At 44.5% G+C, this 18,556-nt stretch carries 22 protein-coding genes; 16 read left to right on the forward strand and 6 right to left on the reverse strand.

Annotation, left to right across the window (positions count from 1 at the left end; all coding sequences use genetic code 11):
- Positions 1 to 56: 56 nt before the first annotated feature.
- Positions 57 to 395, reverse strand: coding sequence for a hypothetical protein (locus A6D97_RS17240; protein WP_083190246.1), 339 nt, complete (start codon positions 393 to 395; stop codon positions 57 to 59).
- A gap of 237 nt (positions 396 to 632) precedes the next feature.
- Here A6D97_RS17240 and A6D97_RS17245 point away from each other — a divergent pair, with 237 nt between their 5' ends.
- The 5 genes from A6D97_RS17245 (at position 633) to A6D97_RS17265 (ending at position 4,461) form a co-directional block, all read left to right on the forward strand.
- The gene (locus A6D97_RS17245) at positions 633 to 1,466 is read left to right on the forward strand and encodes an AraC family transcriptional regulator (RefSeq protein WP_065584889.1); all 834 of its coding nucleotides are present in this window, start codon (positions 633 to 635) and stop codon (positions 1,464 to 1,466) included.
- A gap of 157 nt (positions 1,467 to 1,623) precedes the next feature.
- Positions 1,624 to 2,352: an AzlC family ABC transporter permease gene (locus A6D97_RS17250; protein ID WP_065584890.1), complete on the forward strand. Its 729-nt coding sequence runs from the start codon at positions 1,624 to 1,626 to the stop codon at positions 2,350 to 2,352.
- A 2-nt stretch (positions 2,353 to 2,354) separates the two neighbouring features.
- Positions 2,355 to 2,684 (forward strand): AzlD domain-containing protein, encoded by a 330-nt coding sequence (locus A6D97_RS17255; protein ID WP_065584891.1) that lies wholly within the window; start codon positions 2,355 to 2,357, stop codon positions 2,682 to 2,684.
- 319 nt (positions 2,685 to 3,003) lie between these two features.
- Entirely contained in the window at positions 3,004 to 3,495 is a 492-nt protein-coding gene (locus A6D97_RS17260) for a DUF2059 domain-containing protein (RefSeq protein ID WP_017087186.1), read from the forward strand.
- Between the two features lie 192 nt (positions 3,496 to 3,687).
- Entirely contained in the window at positions 3,688 to 4,461 is a 774-nt protein-coding gene (locus A6D97_RS17265) for a ribonuclease H family protein (protein WP_065584892.1), read from the forward strand.
- 195 nt (positions 4,462 to 4,656) lie between these two features.
- On the opposite strand, the gene A6D97_RS17270 is transcribed toward A6D97_RS17265, so the two are convergent.
- Entirely contained in the window at positions 4,657 to 5,805 is a 1,149-nt protein-coding gene (locus A6D97_RS17270; RefSeq protein WP_065584893.1) for a glycosyltransferase family 4 protein, read from the reverse strand.
- A gap of 305 nt (positions 5,806 to 6,110) precedes the next feature.
- On the opposite strand from A6D97_RS17270, the gene A6D97_RS17275 reads away from it, so the two are divergent.
- From A6D97_RS17275 to A6D97_RS17295, 5 genes are all read left to right on the forward strand, one after another.
- Positions 6,111 to 7,037, forward strand: a complete 927-nt coding sequence (locus A6D97_RS17275) for a glycosyltransferase (protein ID WP_017062218.1) — start codon at positions 6,111 to 6,113, stop codon at positions 7,035 to 7,037.
- Between the two features lie 16 nt (positions 7,038 to 7,053).
- A complete protein-coding gene (locus tag A6D97_RS17280; protein WP_017067059.1) occupies positions 7,054 to 8,490 on the forward strand; it encodes an oligosaccharide flippase family protein in 1,437 nt (478 codons plus the stop codon).
- A 75-nt stretch (positions 8,491 to 8,565) separates the two neighbouring features.
- Entirely contained in the window at positions 8,566 to 8,883 is a 318-nt protein-coding gene (locus A6D97_RS17285; protein ID WP_017070274.1) for a hypothetical protein, read from the forward strand.
- Between the two features lie 130 nt (positions 8,884 to 9,013).
- Positions 9,014 to 9,628 (forward strand): LysE family translocator, encoded by a 615-nt coding sequence (locus A6D97_RS17290; RefSeq protein WP_065584894.1) that lies wholly within the window; start codon positions 9,014 to 9,016, stop codon positions 9,626 to 9,628.
- A 151-nt stretch (positions 9,629 to 9,779) separates the two neighbouring features.
- Entirely contained in the window at positions 9,780 to 10,214 is a 435-nt protein-coding gene (locus tag A6D97_RS17295; RefSeq protein WP_017062214.1) for an N-acetyltransferase, read from the forward strand.
- 74 nt (positions 10,215 to 10,288) lie between these two features.
- Here A6D97_RS17295 and A6D97_RS17300 read toward each other — a convergent pair whose 3' ends face one another.
- From A6D97_RS17300 to A6D97_RS17315, 4 genes are all read right to left on the reverse strand, one after another.
- Positions 10,289 to 10,756 (reverse strand): DUF3429 domain-containing protein, encoded by a 468-nt coding sequence (locus tag A6D97_RS17300; RefSeq protein WP_017062213.1) that lies wholly within the window; start codon positions 10,754 to 10,756, stop codon positions 10,289 to 10,291.
- Entirely contained in the window at positions 10,753 to 11,298 is a 546-nt protein-coding gene (locus A6D97_RS17305) for a glutathione peroxidase (RefSeq protein ID WP_017062212.1), read from the reverse strand. The genes A6D97_RS17300 and A6D97_RS17305 overlap by 4 nt, the downstream gene beginning before the upstream one ends.
- An 84-nt stretch (positions 11,299 to 11,382) precedes the next feature.
- On the reverse strand, positions 11,383 to 12,726 hold the full coding sequence (locus A6D97_RS17310; protein ID WP_065584895.1) for an AarF/ABC1/UbiB kinase family protein: 1,344 nt from the start codon (positions 12,724 to 12,726) through the stop codon (positions 11,383 to 11,385).
- 397 nt (positions 12,727 to 13,123) lie between these two features.
- Positions 13,124 to 13,510: a DUF393 domain-containing protein gene (locus tag A6D97_RS17315; RefSeq protein ID WP_017062190.1), complete on the reverse strand. Its 387-nt coding sequence runs from the start codon at positions 13,508 to 13,510 to the stop codon at positions 13,124 to 13,126.
- Between the two features lie 162 nt (positions 13,511 to 13,672).
- On the opposite strand from A6D97_RS17315, the gene A6D97_RS17320 reads away from it, so the two are divergent.
- The 6 genes from A6D97_RS17320 (at position 13,673) to A6D97_RS17345 (ending at position 18,543) form a co-directional block, all read left to right on the forward strand.
- The gene (locus A6D97_RS17320) at positions 13,673 to 14,230 is read left to right on the forward strand and encodes a DUF1439 domain-containing protein (RefSeq protein ID WP_017065247.1); all 558 of its coding nucleotides are present in this window, start codon (positions 13,673 to 13,675) and stop codon (positions 14,228 to 14,230) included.
- 224 nt (positions 14,231 to 14,454) lie between these two features.
- Positions 14,455 to 16,017 carry a glutamate synthase-related protein gene (locus A6D97_RS17325; RefSeq protein WP_065584896.1) on the forward strand — a complete coding sequence of 521 codons (1,563 nt, stop codon included), beginning with the start codon at positions 14,455 to 14,457 and terminating at the stop codon, positions 16,015 to 16,017.
- A gap of 325 nt (positions 16,018 to 16,342) precedes the next feature.
- Positions 16,343 to 16,864: an NADPH-dependent FMN reductase gene (locus A6D97_RS17330; RefSeq protein ID WP_065584897.1), complete on the forward strand. Its 522-nt coding sequence runs from the start codon at positions 16,343 to 16,345 to the stop codon at positions 16,862 to 16,864.
- Between the two features lie 164 nt (positions 16,865 to 17,028).
- Entirely contained in the window at positions 17,029 to 17,478 is a 450-nt protein-coding gene (gene soxR, locus A6D97_RS17335) for a redox-sensitive transcriptional activator SoxR (protein WP_017062186.1), read from the forward strand.
- A 146-nt stretch (positions 17,479 to 17,624) separates the two neighbouring features.
- Positions 17,625 to 18,005 (forward strand): VOC family protein, encoded by a 381-nt coding sequence (locus A6D97_RS17340; protein ID WP_017062185.1) that lies wholly within the window; start codon positions 17,625 to 17,627, stop codon positions 18,003 to 18,005.
- A gap of 136 nt (positions 18,006 to 18,141) precedes the next feature.
- A complete protein-coding gene (locus A6D97_RS17345) occupies positions 18,142 to 18,543 on the forward strand; it encodes a globin (RefSeq protein WP_065584898.1) in 402 nt (133 codons plus the stop codon).
- Positions 18,544 to 18,556: the final 13 nt, after the last annotated feature.

The raw sequence follows: 18,556 nt of genomic DNA on the forward strand, positions 1-18,556 counted from the left end.
GTACCTTTTGCTATCTGCAGTTTGCCTTTTTCTTGTTCAGGAATGTTTCATCTTTCTCAATTCGCAGGCAACACAACGGCAGACGCTTCTTCCTCCGAATCTTCTTTGTCTTCTACTTGGTCAGCAACCCAATCAATCGTCTTTGTTAAATAAAGCTTATTGGTTTCGGTATCACACCAATGTTTTGATAATCCTCTTCGATTAAACTCACTGCCAATTGCTGCGAGTGTCTGGTTGCTTGAGCGTCCGTAATACAAGGTGTCACAAAGTTGTAGGTTCGACATGGATTGAGGATACGTATTGACTGGCGAGGAGTTCATGCTCAGTGCTTTTGTTTGGTTATGAGTGCACCCAGTTAGGCTCAGGAAAAAGAAAAGGATTAGCGTATTTTTCATGGTGTATCAGATCTGTTGCCGATGATTTGAAGAGAGTATTGCCATGATTGCCACACTAATTTGTCAATTTCTCGCCAACTAGTTATAGACCAAGACTTTCCTCCCAGTTAGAAAGCGTTATTAAGCCAACGATAAAAACAGTATTAACAAACAAAAGCGCAATTTTGTACAAAAGCTGAAAGAGCCTATAGAGTAGACTGATAAGTCGCTCGATAATTAACAGGCTTGGGAATTGTTATGGAGAACAAGAAACGCTCTAAAGAAAAGGCCGAATATAAGATCACAGAAGAGCTCGGTGGCCTTGAAACCCTTAATGCTGACTACGAAAAGCAGAACTTCTCACGCCATAGCCACGAGGGCTACACACTTGGTGTTATTGAGCAGGGCGCTCAGCGTTTCTATCGAACGGGCGGGCATCATATAGCACCACAAGATGCGATTATTCTGGTCAATGCCGACGAAGTTCATAGCGGTCACTCTGCCACTGAAGGTGGTTGGGCATATCGAGCCATGTATCCTCTCCCAGAGCAACTTGCCAAGATCACTCAAGAGCTTAACCTACCGAACTACGGCGCGCCTTACTTCCCAAGAGCGGTTGTTGAAGATCCTGAACTCGCTAATCAATTGAGATTAGTCTTTAACACGATTGATGAATCTGACAATCGCTTGTTAAGAGAAACCTTGATGTACGGGATGTTGGTTAAACTGATTAGTCGACACGGAAAATCGCCGCTTAACCCTCAACTCGATGGGAAAACTCAACGCCAACTTGTCTTAGTGAAAGAGTTCTTAGATGACTTTCCACAAGCCGATGTGTCCCTAGAGGAGCTATCTAAGCTAGCGGCATTGAGCCCGTTTCACTTAGTGCGTTCTTTTCAGAAAGAATTTGGTCTTCCGCCGCATGCGTATCAAATCCAATCTCGGTTAAGGCTTTCGCGTAAGTTATTGAAACAAGGGCATACCATTTCTGATACCGCGCAAGAGTGTGGCTTTCATGATCAAAGCCATTTTCATCGACACTTCAAAAAGGCCAATGGATACACGCCAGGGCAATACATCAAAATGCTCTAAACTTGCGTGGCTAAGGCATGGCTAATTTGTGTTAAGTGCGGTTAAGTACGGTTAAGTGCGGCAAACCGAGGGGCATGAAATCGAGCAAGTTTGTACAATCGAACCGACTCAACTCCTCTTACATTGAATAGCCAATGTGAAGAGAGAAAAGAACTATATGGATAGTGAAACAATGGATAGACGAACACAGTTATGGAAGGGCGTTTTAGCGGGAATGCCCTTGAGCATTGCAGTAATCCCTTGGGGAATTCTAGCGGGCTCATATGCGATAGATGCTGGATTGAGTCAGCTTCAAGCGCAAGCGATGTCGGCTATTCTATTTGCTGGCTCAGCACAACTTGTCGCTGCGGGTATGTTTAAAGCGGGTATTGGTCTAGGTACCATGTTGTTGACTACCTTATTCATCACGTCTAGACACTTTCTGTATAGCGTATCGATGCGTGACAAAATCAGCCATCTTCCTGCGCGTTGGCGTCTATTACTCGGATTTTGGCTCACCGATGAGCTGTTCGCGATTTGTAGTGGGCAGTCTCAGCAAGAATTTAATCGCTGGTATGCTGCGGGTGTAGGCGGCGGTTTTTATCTCGTTTGGAATATTGCGAGCTTTGTTGGCATTGTCGCGGGAAGCCAGATTCCTTCACTCAATGAAATTGGGCTCGATTTCGCGGTCGCAGCAACCTTTATCGCCTTGGTGTTCCCATTAATCCGAACTCTACCCGTCGTCGTGTGTGTGGTGGTTTCATTGGTCACTTCGGTTGCGATGTCGGTTAACAATATTGAGGGCGGGCTAATGATTGCAGCGATTGCCGGTATGTTAGCGGGCTTTATCAGCGAATCGTTCCAAGAGCGAAACAACGGTAACAAGACAATCGTGGAGGGGAAATAGAGATGATTTGGTTAACGATATTCCTTATGACAGCGATTGTTTTTTTTAGTCGGTATCTGTTTCTAGAGCCAGCAATCCCGCTTCGATTAAATCAAACCACGCGTCGCCTGTTACGCTATTCAAGCCCAGCTGTGCTTACCGCAATTTGGGGGCCGATTGTATTTTCACCAGAACAAACATTTTGGCCAAGCCTTGAAAATCCTTACTTGATAGGTGCGTTGGTGACTGGCTTGCTGATTTGGAAAACAGGCAATGTGCTACTGACTATCGGCGTCAGCATGGCGGTGTTTTTATTTTATAACCTCGTTGCGGTTGATTACCTTTTTAGCTGATACGTAGCTCAATTGATACGTCGTGTCACGCCATTAGTTATCCTCGTTTCAAGTGTATGACTCATTACTTGAAACGAGTGCTTTTAGGCTCTAGTTCTCTTGTGGTTCTTTATTCAAAAGCGCTCTGTTCCTCTCTTCGCCTTCCTCATATCTGTCCAATAAATGCCTCACATTCAAATGCAATTGATTTTATATTATTTTGTACTGTTTAATTCGTTTTACTTATGGATAAAAAGTGAGTAAATTTGCAAATAATTCAATGTGTTGAGATGTTTGGAAAGATATTTCAGCTGTTTTACAAAGCTAAAGGGACCTCAAAATGTATAGATTTTTCGCAATTTTATTTCTACTCGTACCGCTGCAATTATCAGCGGCACAAGATGATAGGCAAGCTCTGATAAAAGAGCTTCTTCAGATTATGGATGTCGATTCCACGTTGGACGCGGTATACGTTCAAATGGATAGCATGATGGCTAATATGTCTAAAGACCTAGGGGTTTCAGAGTCAGAACAAGCTATTTTTGATGATTACTATCAGGGCATGAACGACTTAATGAAAGAGGAGGTTAGCTGGCAAAAGCTAGAGCCAGGAATTGTAACGATTTACAGCAATCAATTCACTGAAGAAGAGCTCAGTGCAATGATCGATTTCTACAAAACAGAACATGGAAAAAGCATTCTGAAAAAAATGCCAACCGTGACAACAGAGTCAATGATCATGACTCAGTCGTTAATGCAACAAGTTCTCCCAAAAGTTAAAAAGTTAACGACCAAACTAAAACAAGACCTTGAAGCACATAGAGGTTCTTGATCAGAAGCCGTTAGGTTTGTGATTAGAAATAACGCTCTATACTTGGTCGATAACGTAGATATTCTTGAAACACACGCTGCATTTCATGCAATGATTTATGTGTTTCAAGCGTAATCAGGCATAATTACTACCCCATAGCTGAATCATTTTAGGTGTGGGTATTGTGTATTTAGGTTTTGGTAAGGAGTTAGTTTGGCTAAGAAATATTATGTGGTTTGGAAAGGTCGCACACCGGGTATTTTTACCACTTGGAACGAGTGTAAATCGCAAGTCGATGGCTTTGCAGGGGCGAGATATAAATCGTTTCCAACACTAGGTGAGGCTGAGTCTGCTTTCGGTGGTAAAACGTCGTCTGCGTTAGGTTCTTCGGCGACAAAGCCAAGCTCTGCGGGTAAGGTGACGAAAGTGAAGGTGCCGCCTCTTTCGGAGCAGAAAATCACTGATATGCCTTTTGATATCAAGATCTTTACCGATGGTGCTTGTGAACCAAATCCTGGTGAAGCAGGGACGGGGTTAGCGGTCTACCAAAACAACCAATTAACAGAATTGTGGTATGGCTTGTATCAGCCTGTTGGTACCAACAATACCGCCGAGTTACATGGGCTTAAGCAAGCGTTTATTCTCGCGAAAGAGAAGTTAAACGCGGGTCTGTCTGTTGCGATTTATTGTGACTCTAAGTACTCAATTGATTGTATTACTAAGTGGGCAACGGGCTGGGAGAAAAAGGGCTGGACCAAGTCGGGCGGCGAGATCAAAAACCTCGATATTATTAAGCCTGCGTATGCTCTCTACCAAGAGCTGGCTTCAAAAATTACCATCTACCATGTGAACGGACACGTTGGTATTGAAGGTAACGAATTGGCAGATAGAATGTCGATTGTGGCTATTTCATCGAAAGAGCAGGAGTTAGCTCAATATCGTGACATCGAAGATATTGAGTCTATTTTGGCACTTCGAGCCGGCTAGCTAAGCTTCTTAATGAAAAGCTAATGAAAGTTACTGAAAGCATAAGTTGCCATCATTAGGCTGTGCTAAGTTGAGCGTTACATTCCAAATTGATGTAGCGCTCTTTTGATCTTGTGGTGCTCCGTTTTCTTATGGTGCTTAGTTGTTCTTGTGAGGCGTAGCAGTCCTTGTGATGCTTACTGCCTGAGTTAATCCTTATTGAGCTGGGTTCTCTATCCAACGAGATAATTGCTGAGCTTGTTTGATCGAATTAAAACTCTCTTTCACTCTCTCACGTGCCTTTAACCCCATCGATGCTTTATCGTTGCTGCTTAGTTGCGCGAAACGCTCAATCGCTTCTCTTAATTCTTCCACATTCTTTTCGCCAACCACAAAACCTGTCTCTGGTGAGACGATCTCTTTGCATCCCATGATGTTGGTGGTAATGACGGGTGTGCCCACGGCCATCGCTTCTTTTAAAACCAGTGGACCTGTATCCACACATCCAGTTTCTGAAAAACAGAAGGGCGCGATTAGGCTGTCATAATTCGATAGTTTCTCTTTCACCCACTCGTGAGGTTTAGCGCCAAGAAATGTCACGTTTCGAGTGAGCCCTTGCTCTTTGACCTGCAATTTTAACTGTTGCTCTAAATCGCCAGTACCGATGATATCGAGATGAATGTCGAGAGGTTCGGCAATCGGCGCTAATGCATCAATAAGATGGTGGATGCCTTTTTGCTCCACTAATCGGCCAAGAAAAACGAGACGAAGTTGCTTAGCTTCGGTTTTTGGGTGTAGTTGAAATTGTTTGGTATTTACCCCACAGTGCAGGAGCTTAATGTTTCCTTTCGCCATGGTATTGAAGTCAGCGAGCATGTCTTTACACACTGCAACCACAAAATCACTCGATGAGATTTTATGTTCAATGTCATAAGCGAACTCGTAAACATCATGACCATGAGCAACGAACGAACAGGTGATATTCAGCAGCTTTGCCGCGACGATGGCGTGAGCAGCGGTGTGCTGACAGAAATGCGCGTGAACGTGTTCGACGTCGTTTTCCGCGAGTTGCAGCGCTAATTTAAACCCATAAGCGAACAGTGACTTTTTGGGCATGCTGGTTTGCTTAGAAATAAATGAGACAGCCTTGATGAAACCTATCCAGTTAATGCTGGCGACTTTACCCTTCCGAACATTTTTACCTATTTCGACAATGTCGTAGTCGAACTGTTTTTCACTGTTTTCAATTTTGAACGTCATTACACACACATCGTGCCCACACGCTTTCACGGAGTCGACTTCTGTTTGAATGAAGGTCTCACTGAGTACAGGGTAGGTTGGTGCCACAAATGCTACTTTCTTCATTCCTTACTCCTCTAATCCATATGACTAAAGCTATCAAGCCAAGGTAATAACCAATAAAGCAAGATACGAACCAAGATCGAATCTTAGCTTTAGATAGCTTTCTGAAGGTTATCCCTAAAGAAGTCGCTCGTTTTCTCAAATTGATAATCAAATTGGAGTTGTAGGTTTTTTGAACATCTGTGTTTGGTCGTCATTTTGAGAATGGACGCGTAGGTGACTGATATAGAGGTGATTTTGTAGTAAGACACTCTCGGCATAGAACATGCAACGTCAGCCATATAACGTATAAATCTGAGGGCGTCATTATGGCTAAAGTAAGTGTTGTTATTCCTACCTACAATTGTTTGGATTACCTGCCGAAAGCGATTGGCAGTGTACTAAAGCAGACTCATCAAGATGTTGAGCTGATTGTCATTGACGATAACAGTAACGATGGAACGTCGACGTATCTTGCTTCTATAGACGATGAACGCATTATTACGTTGTCCACATTGGGTGTTGGTGCGCCTCAAGCGAGAAACCTAGGGATTGAAAAGGCGACCGGTGAATACATCGCTTTTTTAGACGCAGACGATTTCTGGTTTCCTGAAAAAATTGAGCGCCAACTCGAATTTCATCAACGTTACCCTGATCTCGCGATGAGCTTTACTAACTACGAGCATCTTACTGAAGATTACCAAGTAATAGTCGACTGCTTTAGTTACTGGTCGCAGTTTCAAGATCAAGATGAGCTGTTCATCAATATCGAGAACCCGTTGGAGTTCATCATAGAAAATAACGTGATTGGAACATCAACGGTCATGGTGAAAGCGGATGTGTTTTCTCAAACAGACAGTTTCAATGCTGACATCAAGTATGGGGAAGATTGGGAACTGTGGCTTCGAATGAGTGAAAACCATCAGATCGGTGTGTTGAACTCGGTGCAGGTTGGCTACTTGATGAGAGCGAGCTCTGTTACCCAAACTGAAAGTCTTAAATTGAGAAATTTGCAGTCTATAGAGACTATTCTTCAACATTACCAAAATGACAGTCAACGATGGAATCTACCCACTTCTAGCTTCAAAATCGCAAAGGCGAGAATACTGGAAGGTTATGCTGACTATTATCGAGGTTTACAACAGAATAGACAGGCTATTGCCTACAGTTTCCGTTCTTTGGTCATGTCACCTCAAAAACGCACATTGCGACACCTAATTGGAGACTGTAAAAGTTTCCTAAAGCCAGCTTGGTAAGGAAAAGGTGACGACTATGGGTTCTTTAAAGCAGTCGGCTTACTACGCCATCGGTATATTAATGATGAAAGGGATTTCATTGGTGATGATCCCGTACATTACGCACAATATGACGTTGGCAGAGTATGGTTCCTTAGAAGCCATTGTCTTGCTGGCAGACATTGGGACGATATTGTTCAGCTTCGGTATTGTCGATGCCATGTATCGTTATGTGGGTGTCGCCGAAGGTGATGAAAAGCAAAAGCTCGTCTCGAACTGCTTCACATTGAGCGTGCTGGTGTGCGTGCTTGGGGGCGCCTTGATTGCCCTCAGTATGCCGTTGTTAATCTTAATGTTGCCAGTTGAATTCCAGCCTTACCAGATACTGCTTCTGCTTATTCCTACCATGCTCGATGGGGCGATTTCTATCCCGCTAACGCTGATGCGTATGAACGCGATGGCGAAACGTTTTTGCATGCTCAATGTGTTGAAAGCCGGTGTTCAAGCCATCATGACTTTTGTTTTGCTTGAGGCTGGATACGGTATAGATGGCGTGTTGATTTCAGCTGCGGTATCCAGTGTGTTGCTAATGGTTTGTTTAGTGCGTTATCAATGGCAAGAGATGGGATCTTTTGGTTGCTTCAAATACTCGGCGAAGATCTTAAAATTCGGACTGCCCGTTCTGGTTGGCGGTGCATCAATGTATATGATCATGGGGCTCGACCGCTGGGTAATGGCAAGCTTCGTCGGTGTCGAAGAACTCGCGATTTATGCGGTTAGCGGAAAGTTCGCGTTGATTCTTGGTCTGTTGTTGCAGCCTTACGCGCTTTGGTGGTTTCCAAACCGTGTGGCGATGCTTCAACAGCCGGGTGGCAGTAAGATGTGTGCCGATAGGGCGTTAGTCGGAGTGAACCTCGCCATTGTTTTAGGTTCGTTGATGATTCTAACGGTACCCGGATTTATTTCTCTCATTTTACCGAGCAGTTATCATTACGCGGGGGCCATTGTTGTTGCGCTGCTTGCGATTAGCGTTATCAAAAATGCAGGTGATTATCTTAACCTTGGTTGTTTCAGTGGCGATTCGAGTCAATCTCAAATGTGGATTCAAGGTGGATGTGCGGTCTTGGCGGCCATTGGTTATTTCACAGTGACGCCTATTTATGGCGTGTGGGGTGTTGTCGCGGTTCTTTGTGCAACTTATGTTGTGCGGCTCATGCTTCTGTATGTTGTAAGCCAAGCGATGGAACAATTACCTTATGAACACAGCAAGTGGGTAACCGCAGTTAGCATCGCATTAGTAGCGATAGCGAGTGATCAACTTCTGGGATTGGTGTTGGTTGATGTCCATGACTTTATTCTTGGATCGGCTGTTGGTGTCATCGCGCTGGTGGCCTTTGTTAAATACTCAGTGATCGTTGTCCCGCAAGCTCTGCTCGACAAGTTGATGCTGGGTAAGCAGTCTCACGCAAATTAAAATAAAACACTGTTCATAATGTGTGAGATTCGATAGTATTTATAAATTCAATGAATGCCATCAATGGAAAGATACATGAACAAGTGGATTGTGCTCTCAGCTCTATTCTCAACCTTATCGTACGCTTCGTCTGAATTGTCTAACCACGACGTACTCACTCAGCACTTTGACGTTCCTGAAGCTATCTCCTTAGAAAATCAAAACAGGGTATGTAATAGCCTTGTTTGTAGTTCGGTGTCTGCGCCAAAATCTGTTCCTGCTGTTGGCGACTTCCCAGAGCGAGAATCAAACCCAACGATAGATACAATTGCGAGCGCTATCTATTTCGTCGGTGAGATTGGTGTCGCCGAAAATCTAGCGACACCCGAGTACGAACAGTTTTTTGAGAACTGATTGAAAATTTACTGTATAGATTTGGTGCTTATTTTTTATGCAGTTACAAAAGATATGAAATGCTGTTATAAACGATAAGACCTTGTTTAAGGATTTTATAATCACGGCATTTGGCAATTAGGAAGCACCAATGGAAATCTGGAAGTTACTGCTGTTTATCCCCGCTTGTTTTGCGCTCAACATGACTCCGGGCCCAAACAATTTGTTATCAATGAACAACGCCCGTTGTTACGGATTTCAGGCCGCCTTTGTCGCAGGCCTAGGAAGAATCCTCGCTTTTTCTGGCATGATTGCTTTGGCTGCATCTGGCTTAGCGGTTGTGCTTTATACTTCTGAAACGCTGTTTTTCCTGATCAAACTATTTGGCGCGATGTATCTGTTGTGGATCGCGTTCAACCTATGGCGCTCACACGCCAGTCCGGTCGTGGATATCGAACGAAATAAGAATTGGTTTGGTCTGTTTAAACAAGAATTTGCACTCGCTGCTGGCAATCCAAAAGCGATACTCATTTTCACTGCATTCCTTCCTCAATTTGTCGATGTTTCAGCCAATGTAAACACACAGTTCTTCATTCTAGGCGGCACATTCCTAGTGTTAGAGCTGCTCGCGATATCTATCTACGCGGCATTTGGCTTATACCTCAGAAACTGGTTCTCTAAGCCACAAATGGCAAAACGTTTCAACAAAGCGTGCTCGGTTTTTCTTGCGTTATCTGGCGCAAATTTGTTGGTTATTCGACAGTAAAACATAAGTAACCTAATCTACTCCTCAGGCGTTAGTTAAGTGGCATCTTCGTTAAGGTAGTTCGTAAGCCTTTAGGCTGTTGATATATTATTAATAGCACCTTTGAGTTTGCATGTTTAAACTTGAGGTTCGGTTTAAATGAGGTCTATCTATGAATGTTGTTTGTGCGGAAAAACAAGAACTGGCTGATATCTACCAGCTTGAACATGCTTTGTTTGGCGCTCACGCCTATCCGCTGTTTTTCTTTCGTCAGGCCTTTGATTGCTGGGGAAAAGGTTTATTGGTTGCTAAGCAAGACTCAAAGATTGCTGGCTATGCCTTAACGACAACCACAGACAAGCAGAATGAGTTTTGGGTCCTATCATTGGCTGTAGACCAGAATTATCGTGGCATGGGAGTTGGCCGGAAACTGATGCAACAGGCGGTTGAGCAGTTGCCTCGAGATGCTAGGCTTTTGCTCACTGTAGACCCAAATAACACATCGGCTCGTGCGCTTTATGCATCGATGGGGTTCGTTACCATCAAGCAAGAAGACAACTACTTTGGTGATGATGAGCCGAGGTTAGTGATGAAGCTCATCATCTAGATTGTTGCTAACGGTTTTTAACAAAGGCGCTTAACTAAATCAAAGGCTCACACTTCAAAGACAATCTCGTAGCTCTAGGTTAGCATCACGATACCGTGCATTAACACGACACTAGAGGTCAGCCGAGTCCTCATATCAAAGTAGCCATCAGGACCTTGGCTCTGGTTCTCTTCTCTCATCGTCCTTTCAGCTCGCCAAACCGCAATATAACCAAAGATGAGAATCAGAGTTGTCACTAGCTCTTTTTGTTCGCCAAGCAATACTGCCAGCCAAGCGATGAGCACAATCGCGTTGCTTATTAGCAGTGCTTTGTTACTTGATTGGCTTTCAAAGTTTTCGATGCCATTTGCCCACAAGATCCCTGAAAGAAAACTCAAAATTGCCACGCTGTAGGTGATGAACAGCGTTTCACCGCTTATCCCCATAAATTGGCTGTCGGTGAGCGAAAGGAGAAGACCGAATAAAAACGGAATTAACCCCATGTACCCCAGTTTGGCCATGGTGTTACGGGTTTGAGTTGTTGCCATGTAATCCGCCTTCATAACTGCTGCTCAATCGCGTTTTTGAGCGTGGCACTCACTGGAGATGTGGAGCTAGGGAAGGTGGCGACGACTTTACCTTCTTTACTGATCAAGAATTTGTAAAAGTTCCATTTAGGCGTTACGCCCGCTTGCTGTTGTATCTCTGTAAACACGGGGTTGGCGTTGCTACCAGACAGTGAAGCTCGCGCCATCATTGGGAAGGTCACGCCATAGTCTAGGTAACAAACCTTTGCCGTCTTCTCTTCGCTTCCCTTGTCTTGGCGAAAATCATTACTTGGGAAACCGATAACCGTGAAGCCTTGGTCTTTGTAGGTTTGATGAAGTTGCTCGAGTTGCTCAAACTGCGGAGTGAAGCCACATTGGCTCGCTGTATTTACCACCAATAGAGTTTTGCCTTGAAACTCATCGCACAAGGCGATTTCTTCGGTTGAGTTTAACAAGCGCTGTTTGCCATTAAGTATTTCGGGACAGCTCGCTGCAAAGGCGATGGAACTCGTGAGGCTTGTAATCAGTGCGGTTGAGCAAAGTAGTGAACATTTCATAGGGTTGGCTCATTTTAGTTGGCGTAATGGTTATTACTCTTGAGCACGATGAAATGATCACTTTGCGTATTATTTACTGTCTCATTAACTCGCGCTTTTAGTTGTGCTTTTGCTCTCTGAGATAAGATATGGAGCGACCAAGCGACTGATATTCACTTTTGCACCAAGGCGAGCCGCTAATAGATACATGCCACCAATTTTTCGGTGCAGGAACAGCGCATCGGCGGGCGGCGTATGCCAATACTCTTGTTCCATGCTCAAAATGGTGCCTGCTTCACGAAGCCTTTGTGCCAATCCACTGGCTTTGAAGTCGTACTCTTCGTCAACTAACATCGGCTCACAGGCCATCTTCACTAGATTTAGAATCGCTTGGCGTTGTTCGGGAAGAATTGTCTCGCTAAAGAATCCTATTTGCTCTAAAGCTCGGTTGAGCACTTGCTCATCGTTGTTAATGACAGAGGAAAAGGCCAAGCGATAACCCTCGCTGAAGCGGTCACTGTACTCACGGGTTGCTCCGAAATCTAATAAGCCAATTTGTCGGGTGTTTTCAACATAAAGGTAGTTGGCGAAATTGGGATCGGTTTGCACCATCTTAAAATCGAACAACTCTCTGAACAGAAGCTCCAGTAAGCTGTGCATTACAAAGTCACGTGTGCTTTGGTCGTAACTTTCGATTTGCTCTATCGAGACGCCTTCGATGAAGTCCATGGCGAGCACCGATTCTGAAGAGACTTGCGGATGAATCTTAGGTACGACGAAGTGAGAGTATTCTTTCAATGCATCATGGTAACGAGTTGCGTAATCAGCTTCGCGAGCATAGTCTGCTTCATCGTGGAGCTGTTTCTTTGCCTCTTCTAACAAGCCTTTGTAGTCGACCGACTTTGGTATCAAGCCAACAATATTGAGCAGCGTGCCCACGTTATCTACATCACTGTCGATACTTTTTCTAATGCCGGGGTATTGGACTTTGACTGCGAGTTTGTCCCCAGCATCACTATAGGCTTGGTGAACTTGTCCGATAGATGCACTGGCGATCGGTTTAAAATTGAAGGACAGGAATTCGGTTTTCCAATGGTTCCCGAGCGAGCTTTCTAACACTTGATTGAGCTGTTTTGTTGGCAGTGGATCGGCATCGGAGCGCAGGCGAGAGAGAATGTCGGCTAACTCTGGTTCTAAGACATCACCCGCATCCATTGATAGCATCTGTCCTAACTTCATAGCCGCACCGCGCAGGTGTGCGAGTTGATCGGTCAGGCGAGCAATGTTTTGTGGCGTTAACAGTAAGTCTTTTGCTTTGGGCCTGTTGCCTTGTGCAATTTGTTTGGTGCCTTCCGTTAGCACGTTACCCGCGACTCTTGTCGCCAACGAAGCGAACTTACTGAATCTAGAAATTCGATGTGTGGGAAGGTTTCTCTCTTTTGCCGACATAAAGGTTCTCTCTGGGAATCAGGGTTGATACCAATCGTAGTAAATAACTGTTCACCCTAGCTTGTTAAAAATCTCGATAACGTCGTTAGATTTTTTGATTGTAGAATAACTACTTATCGAAACTTCTTGTCGAAAAGAGCCGCCTTGTTCTCCAGCTTTTTTCCTGCGCTATTTCTTGACACTTACCTACTGTGATTGGTATGACTACAAAGTTCTATCAATCATTACACAACCGTATGTTTTGTTGTGCTAACTTGTCGCGTGGAACAGTAAACAGAATTAAAAGGACAAAGCATGAAATTTATTTGGTTGAAAGTGGCCGTTACGGTATTGGTGTTCGCAGCCCTATTTGGCATCGTTTACTACAAAGTCGCCAGCGGCATGTCTTAACTCAACACTATTTTGTGCAGCTGTTACCGTTGCAACGTGATTTTCCGGTTAGCCAAAACGAAATCTTATATCGATTTTTGGCAAACCGTAGATAACACCAATCTGCCATTGGCTTAAAAATCGCCCAACGTAACGGGGCATACAGCCAACCCTTTCCTACTAGCTTCCACGCTTGGTAAGTCACGTCTAAACCGAGCAGCAGCTTTCCGTTTTCGTCCAGTGCATGCAAGATTGTATTGGCTGCCTCGGCATCTATTTGCGGGTAGTTTGAAAACGCTTCACTGTAGATATCGACGGTCTGGATCTGATCTTTGGAATCAGACTTAGTCAGTGCTGCCATCTCTTTTGCACAAAGTGGACAGGTTCCATCGTAAAATATCGTTAATGCAGTCATTGTTTTCCTTACTATTTTCGTCAATTCTCATTGATACGACATCACCATTTAGGTGGATCATTCTGCCCAGTTATCCGACACTGTTATTGTGACAACCAATTTACAGTATCATCTCGAGGTAACATCCGTTCCATGCATTTAAAAAATAAGAGCCTATCTCCAATGACAACAAAGTTAATGAACCGTTTGATTATAGCTGTGACAGCCTTGATGCTCAGTGGTTGTGTTAGCTACAGCATTACCGAGCAAGAAATGACGAAGTACCTTGAAGACTCAGTGATGCTAGAACAAGAGGTTGGTGTACAAAGTGTGATGTACGCACAAGTGGCTGTGGATGATCTAGAAGTGCAAATTGGTCGAGCCGATGCACAACGCGTGTCCGTGTTGGCGAATACCAATGCAAAAGTTCAAGTGTTCAATATGCCTAATATGGGGTTGGATTTAGACTTAGAGTTCAGCGCGATTCCCGAATACGACAAGGAGAGTGGCGAGGTGTATCTAAAGTCGCTGCGACTAGAGCGCTTTGAAGAAAAAGGCAAACAGCTTTCGCCTGAAATAGAGACACTACTCAAACCAGCTGTATCGATGATAGGTTTTGCTTTGTCCCAGTCTCCGGTTTACAAACTCGACAGCAACAAGGTTCAAGAGTCGTTGATTAAGTCATCGGAACCCAATCTAGTGATTAAAGACAATAAATTGGTTATCGAATTGTTTGATTAACCCTCAGTGCATTAGTTTTGACTAAGCTCTCACCCATAATGGCTGCCTACTAGGTAGCCATTTTTGTTTGAGCTCAGTCGGTCATGACTGTTTTTAGTCGGTTTACTCACCTTGTCTATTAGTCTCATTTATTAAATTCGCTGGGTATCTCACCTTTACTTAACTCTTGTGAGCAAGTCATCGCTTCAGTCATCAAATCATAAAAAAGAAAAGGTGAACGAACTATGAAGAGTCCAGTAATCGCGGATAACAAACCCGTCAAAATCGAGCTGACAGAGGGAGAAGAGTATTACTTCTGTACCTGCGGGAAGTCGAAAAACCAACCGTTTTGTGACGGTTCTCATGCCGGTACGGGGTTCAAACCGAAAAGCTTTGTCGCCGAAGAGAGCGGAGACGCCTACCTTTGTCGCTGTAAGTATTCCAACAACCTTCCTTTCTGCGATGGCACTCATAAACAGTTCACAGCGGAACAAGTTGGGCAAGAAGGCCCGGAGGTTCACATTCAAGCGGCTGCGCCAGATTTGTCGCCAGCTGCGAGCGCAACCAAAGAAGAACCTACCGTCGAGTTTATTCATCAACTGGCGCGTGATGGTTTATCCAAGGTTGGACATCATGGGGCAATGACCTCCATGGGCGTTCCAAGACATCTATTGCCTCACTGGGACGATATTCAAGTGATGGTCGCGCAAATGGCCACCAAGCCTTTGCTGGAGAATATGCCCGTTGGAACTGAACTGATTATTGGCCCCAAAGCGAAGAAGCCACTCAAATTGGACATCTCTTTGTTTGTGTCTGATATGAGCTTTGGCTCGCTATCTGAAGAAGCAAAAGTCTCATTGGCGAAAGGTGCCGAACTCGCAGGGACGGGTATCTGCTCCGGTGAGGGCGGTATGTTACCCGAAGAGCAAGCGGCGAACTCTCGCTACTTTTATGAATTAGCCAGTGCTCAGTTTGGTTACGATGAAGCTAAGCTCAAAAACGTTCAAGCCTTCCACTTTAAAGGCGGGCAGGGTGCCAAAACCGGAACGGGCGGGCACTTACCGGGCGCGAAGAACATAGGCAAGATCGCGGAGGTGCGTGGCATTGAAGCGGGCACGGCAGCGATTTCTCCACCCACCTTTGTCGACCTTAACACGGTCGAGGATTTTAAAAAGTTCGCCGACCGTGTTCGAGAGGTGACAGGCGGTATCCCGATTGGCTTTAAGTTAAGTGCCAATCACATCGAAGAAGACATTCAGTTCGCGCTTGATGCCAGTGCCGATTACATCATCTTAGATGGGCGTGGTGGCGGTACAGGGGCGGCGCCAGAAATGTTCCGTGACCATATCAGTGTTCCCACTATTCCAGCACTCGCTCGCGCTAGAGCGTATCTCGATAAACAAGGGGTCAGTGACAGAGTCACATTGATCATCACGGGCGGCTTGCGCGTGCCGATGGATTTCGTAAAAGTGATGGCGCTTGGTGCTGATGGTGTCGCTATCTCAAACAGTGCCATGCAGTCGATAGGTTGTGTGGCGGCGAGAATGTGTAACACCAATAATTGCCCTGCTGGTATTGCAACTCAAAAAGCCGATTTACGTCAGCGTTTGAATGTCGAGAAAGCATCGAACCAGCTGAAGAACTTCTTTGAAGCCTCGACAGAATTAATGCAAGTGATGGCGAGGGCATGTGGGCATGATCATTTGAATCAATTTAACCCTCATGATTTGGCAACATGGAATCGCGAAATGGCCGAGCTATCCGGTGTCGCTTACTCTGGTGTCTGTCCATTAAATCACTTTAAGTAAATAATACTTCGATAAAGCACACTCAATGTATTTTGGGTGTGCTGACTTTTTCCTGTGTAATGCCAACCTATGTTAAACCTTTCATAATTAACTGCTTTATAAGTGTTTTTAAACTATTTCCTATATTTTGAAAATATCGCTTTACCTCAAGTTAACTTGAGGTTTTATCATCATCCCCAATCTAAAAACACAATCTATCACCTTGTCGCCTAGTGCAGGTTTTGATGTTATCAAACAGACGTTACGAATCTTCAGTTATGAATTTTGAGCTCCGTAATTGAAGTCATGAGTGCAAAAAGGTGAGAAAAATGAACAAGGATCAACAATGAAAGTATTAGCGATTGGCGCGACCAACAGTACAACATCAATTAATCAACAACTTGCAGCGTACACCGCAGGTTTAGTCGAAGGCGCGCAAGTCGAGGTGCTCGACCTTAATGATTTCGAGATGCCAATTTACAGCGAGAAAAGAGAGCAAGATTCAGGTGTTCATCAACACGCTCAACGCTTTTTTAGCAAGATTGGCGAAGCAGATGCTGTGGTCATCTCTTTTGCAGAGTATAACGGCTCATACACCGCAGCCTTTAAGAATGTGTTTGATTGGACATCACGAATCGACATGAAAGTGTACCAAGACAAACCTGTTGTGATGCTCTCCACATCACCAGGCCCAGGCGGCGCAAACTCTGTGTTGTCGTCTGCGGTAAATTCGGCACCTTACTTTGATGCAGATGTGAAGGGGTCGATGTCGGTGCCAAGTTTCTACGACAACTTTAATGTAGAAACGGGTGAGATCATCAATGCCGAAATGGCCGAGAGCCTGAAATCGATCATGAGTCAGATTTAGAGAGCGAGAACACCACAATAAAACAAAGCAGCCATGTTCACGATTGCTTTTCATTGCGCCCGTTGTCAAAGTTTAAGGACATTAATTGGTTAAGGTAACAATAGGTCGCTACTCTAAAGTTAAAGTAAGCTTTAAATATTTATGATCTCAAGGATAGCGTCGTAATGAGAAACATCGTATACCTCACCATAGGCCAGTTGGCTGAGCGCAGTGGCGTGGCTCCTTCGGCGTTACGTTTTTACGAAACCAAGGGGTTGATTGCTTCGATTCGTACTAACGGAAATCAGCGCCGTTATCAGTCGGCGATGTTGAGACGAATTGCGTTGATCCAAGTCGCGCAGTCGATAGGCTTCACGCTGGAAGAGATCACCGAAGAATTATCGACACTGCCGATGAACCATACCGCGACTAAGCGAGATTGGGAGCGCGTTGCTAAGAAGTGGCAGGGGCAACTCGACAGTAAAATGGCGCAGATTAAATCGCTACAAGAGAACTTAACCGGCTGTATCGGTTGCGGATGCTTGAGTATGCAAAAGTGCAACTTGCTAAATCCTGATGATATCTTGCATGACCAAGGGCAGGGCGCACAACGAATTGTTGAACAGACTAACTGAGTTCCCGAAAGGCATGGAACAGCGAACTAAGTTTCAGGTGTTTGCTCAATGGATTAAGCAACAGTTGTGACCGAATAGCGTGCCTAGACAAACACGAATTATAGGTCTAGTTTAGATGGTTCTTTCAATAAAAGAAGAGGTTAGTTATGTTCAGCCATGTTTTTCTCGGTACCGATGATATTGAACGCGCGAAGGCTTTTTATGACCCAATCATGAAAGTGCTTGGTTATAGCGAAGGCTCTGTTGATCCCAAAGGGCGCTGTGTTTACGTTAGCCAAACGGGTGTGTTGGGCTTAACGAAGCCGATTGATGGTCAGCCTGCGACTCACGGCAACGGTATGACGGTGGGTTTTCTTGCGTCTTCTCCTGAAGTTGTAGATGAGTGGCATCGAGTTGGCGTCGAAAATGGCGGTACCAGCATTGAAAATGGCCCCGGAGCGAGAGGTTCTGACGAGCGTCGCTTGTACATGGCTTATTTGCGAGATCCTGATGGAAACAAGATTTGTGCAACGCACTTTATGCCGTAGTTTACGTTATGCCATCGTTCATTTTATGCCACAGTGGCGTATACTTAGATCATATTGATGGTTCGGAGTTGGCTAAGTTGCGGCTCTGGACTTGTTAGCTTCCCGATAACTCAAAATTTTGCAAAGGACTGGCTAGATGAAACCGAACGAACTGTTTTATGAAAGTTTTGAGCGCTGCCGGATTGACCAAGAATTTCTCGAAACGTTTTTGGCGGATTTTTGCGAGCATAATCCAAGATTTTCAGAACGTTTTGAAAATATAGGGTTAGAGCAACAAACCAAGATGCTTAAAGCCTCGATCATTCTTATCTATAACTCTGCGGGTCTGCCTAGCGTACGAAACTCGGTAAAAAAGCTTGGGAAGCGACATAAAGATTTAGGCATGGATATTTCTGAGCAAGAGCTCAACGAGTGGTTTAATTCCTTGCTCAATACGGTTAAAAAATACGATCCACTTTATGATGAAAATGTCGAACAAGCTTGGGCACATACCTTGGAAACAGGACTTGCTATCATGAAGAAAGAGTGTGTAGTCTGAATCAAAAAATGTA

This window comes from Vibrio sp. ZF57, assembly GCF_001691235.1.
GTDB classification, from domain to species: Bacteria; Pseudomonadota; Gammaproteobacteria; order Enterobacterales; family Vibrionaceae; genus Vibrio; species Vibrio crassostreae_C.

What these genes read in the sequence shown, in the direction of transcription:
- A6D97_RS17330 (WP_065584897.1), top strand. Translation starts at nt 16,343, where the DNA reads ATGAAAGTATTAGCGATTGGCGCGACCAACAGTACAACATCAATTAAT.
- A6D97_RS17270 (WP_065584893.1), bottom strand. Translation starts at nt 5,805, where the DNA reads ATGAAGAAAGTAGCATTTGTGGCACCAACCTACCCTGTACTCAGTGAG.
- A6D97_RS17255 (WP_065584891.1), top strand. Translation starts at nt 2,355, where the DNA reads ATGATTTGGTTAACGATATTCCTTATGACAGCGATTGTTTTTTTTAGT.
- A6D97_RS17325 (WP_065584896.1), top strand. Translation starts at nt 14,455, where the DNA reads ATGAAGAGTCCAGTAATCGCGGATAACAAACCCGTCAAAATCGAGCTG.
- A6D97_RS17285 (WP_017070274.1), top strand. Translation starts at nt 8,566, where the DNA reads ATGAACAAGTGGATTGTGCTCTCAGCTCTATTCTCAACCTTATCGTAC.
- A6D97_RS17345 (WP_065584898.1), top strand. Translation starts at nt 18,142, where the DNA reads ATGAAACCGAACGAACTGTTTTATGAAAGTTTTGAGCGCTGCCGGATT.
- A6D97_RS17275 (WP_017062218.1), top strand. Translation starts at nt 6,111, where the DNA reads ATGGCTAAAGTAAGTGTTGTTATTCCTACCTACAATTGTTTGGATTAC.
- A6D97_RS17280 (WP_017067059.1), top strand. Translation starts at nt 7,054, where the DNA reads ATGGGTTCTTTAAAGCAGTCGGCTTACTACGCCATCGGTATATTAATG.
- A6D97_RS17305 (WP_017062212.1), bottom strand. Translation starts at nt 11,298, where the DNA reads ATGAAATGTTCACTACTTTGCTCAACCGCACTGATTACAAGCCTCACG.
- A6D97_RS17310 (WP_065584895.1), bottom strand. Translation starts at nt 12,726, where the DNA reads ATGTCGGCAAAAGAGAGAAACCTTCCCACACATCGAATTTCTAGATTC.
- A6D97_RS17240 (WP_083190246.1), bottom strand. Translation starts at nt 395, where the DNA reads ATGAAAAATACGCTAATCCTTTTCTTTTTCCTGAGCCTAACTGGGTGC.
- A6D97_RS17290 (WP_065584894.1), top strand. Translation starts at nt 9,014, where the DNA reads ATGGAAATCTGGAAGTTACTGCTGTTTATCCCCGCTTGTTTTGCGCTC.
- A6D97_RS17245 (WP_065584889.1), top strand. Translation starts at nt 633, where the DNA reads ATGGAGAACAAGAAACGCTCTAAAGAAAAGGCCGAATATAAGATCACA.
- soxR (WP_017062186.1), top strand. Translation starts at nt 17,029, where the DNA reads ATGAGAAACATCGTATACCTCACCATAGGCCAGTTGGCTGAGCGCAGT.
- A6D97_RS17295 (WP_017062214.1), top strand. Translation starts at nt 9,780, where the DNA reads ATGAATGTTGTTTGTGCGGAAAAACAAGAACTGGCTGATATCTACCAG.
- A6D97_RS17300 (WP_017062213.1), bottom strand. Translation starts at nt 10,756, where the DNA reads ATGAAGGCGGATTACATGGCAACAACTCAAACCCGTAACACCATGGCC.
- A6D97_RS17250 (WP_065584890.1), top strand. Translation starts at nt 1,624, where the DNA reads ATGGATAGTGAAACAATGGATAGACGAACACAGTTATGGAAGGGCGTT.
- A6D97_RS17340 (WP_017062185.1), top strand. Translation starts at nt 17,625, where the DNA reads ATGTTCAGCCATGTTTTTCTCGGTACCGATGATATTGAACGCGCGAAG.
- A6D97_RS17315 (WP_017062190.1), bottom strand. Translation starts at nt 13,510, where the DNA reads ATGACTGCATTAACGATATTTTACGATGGAACCTGTCCACTTTGTGCA.
- A6D97_RS17260 (WP_017087186.1), top strand. Translation starts at nt 3,004, where the DNA reads ATGTATAGATTTTTCGCAATTTTATTTCTACTCGTACCGCTGCAATTA.
- A6D97_RS17320 (WP_017065247.1), top strand. Translation starts at nt 13,673, where the DNA reads ATGACAACAAAGTTAATGAACCGTTTGATTATAGCTGTGACAGCCTTG.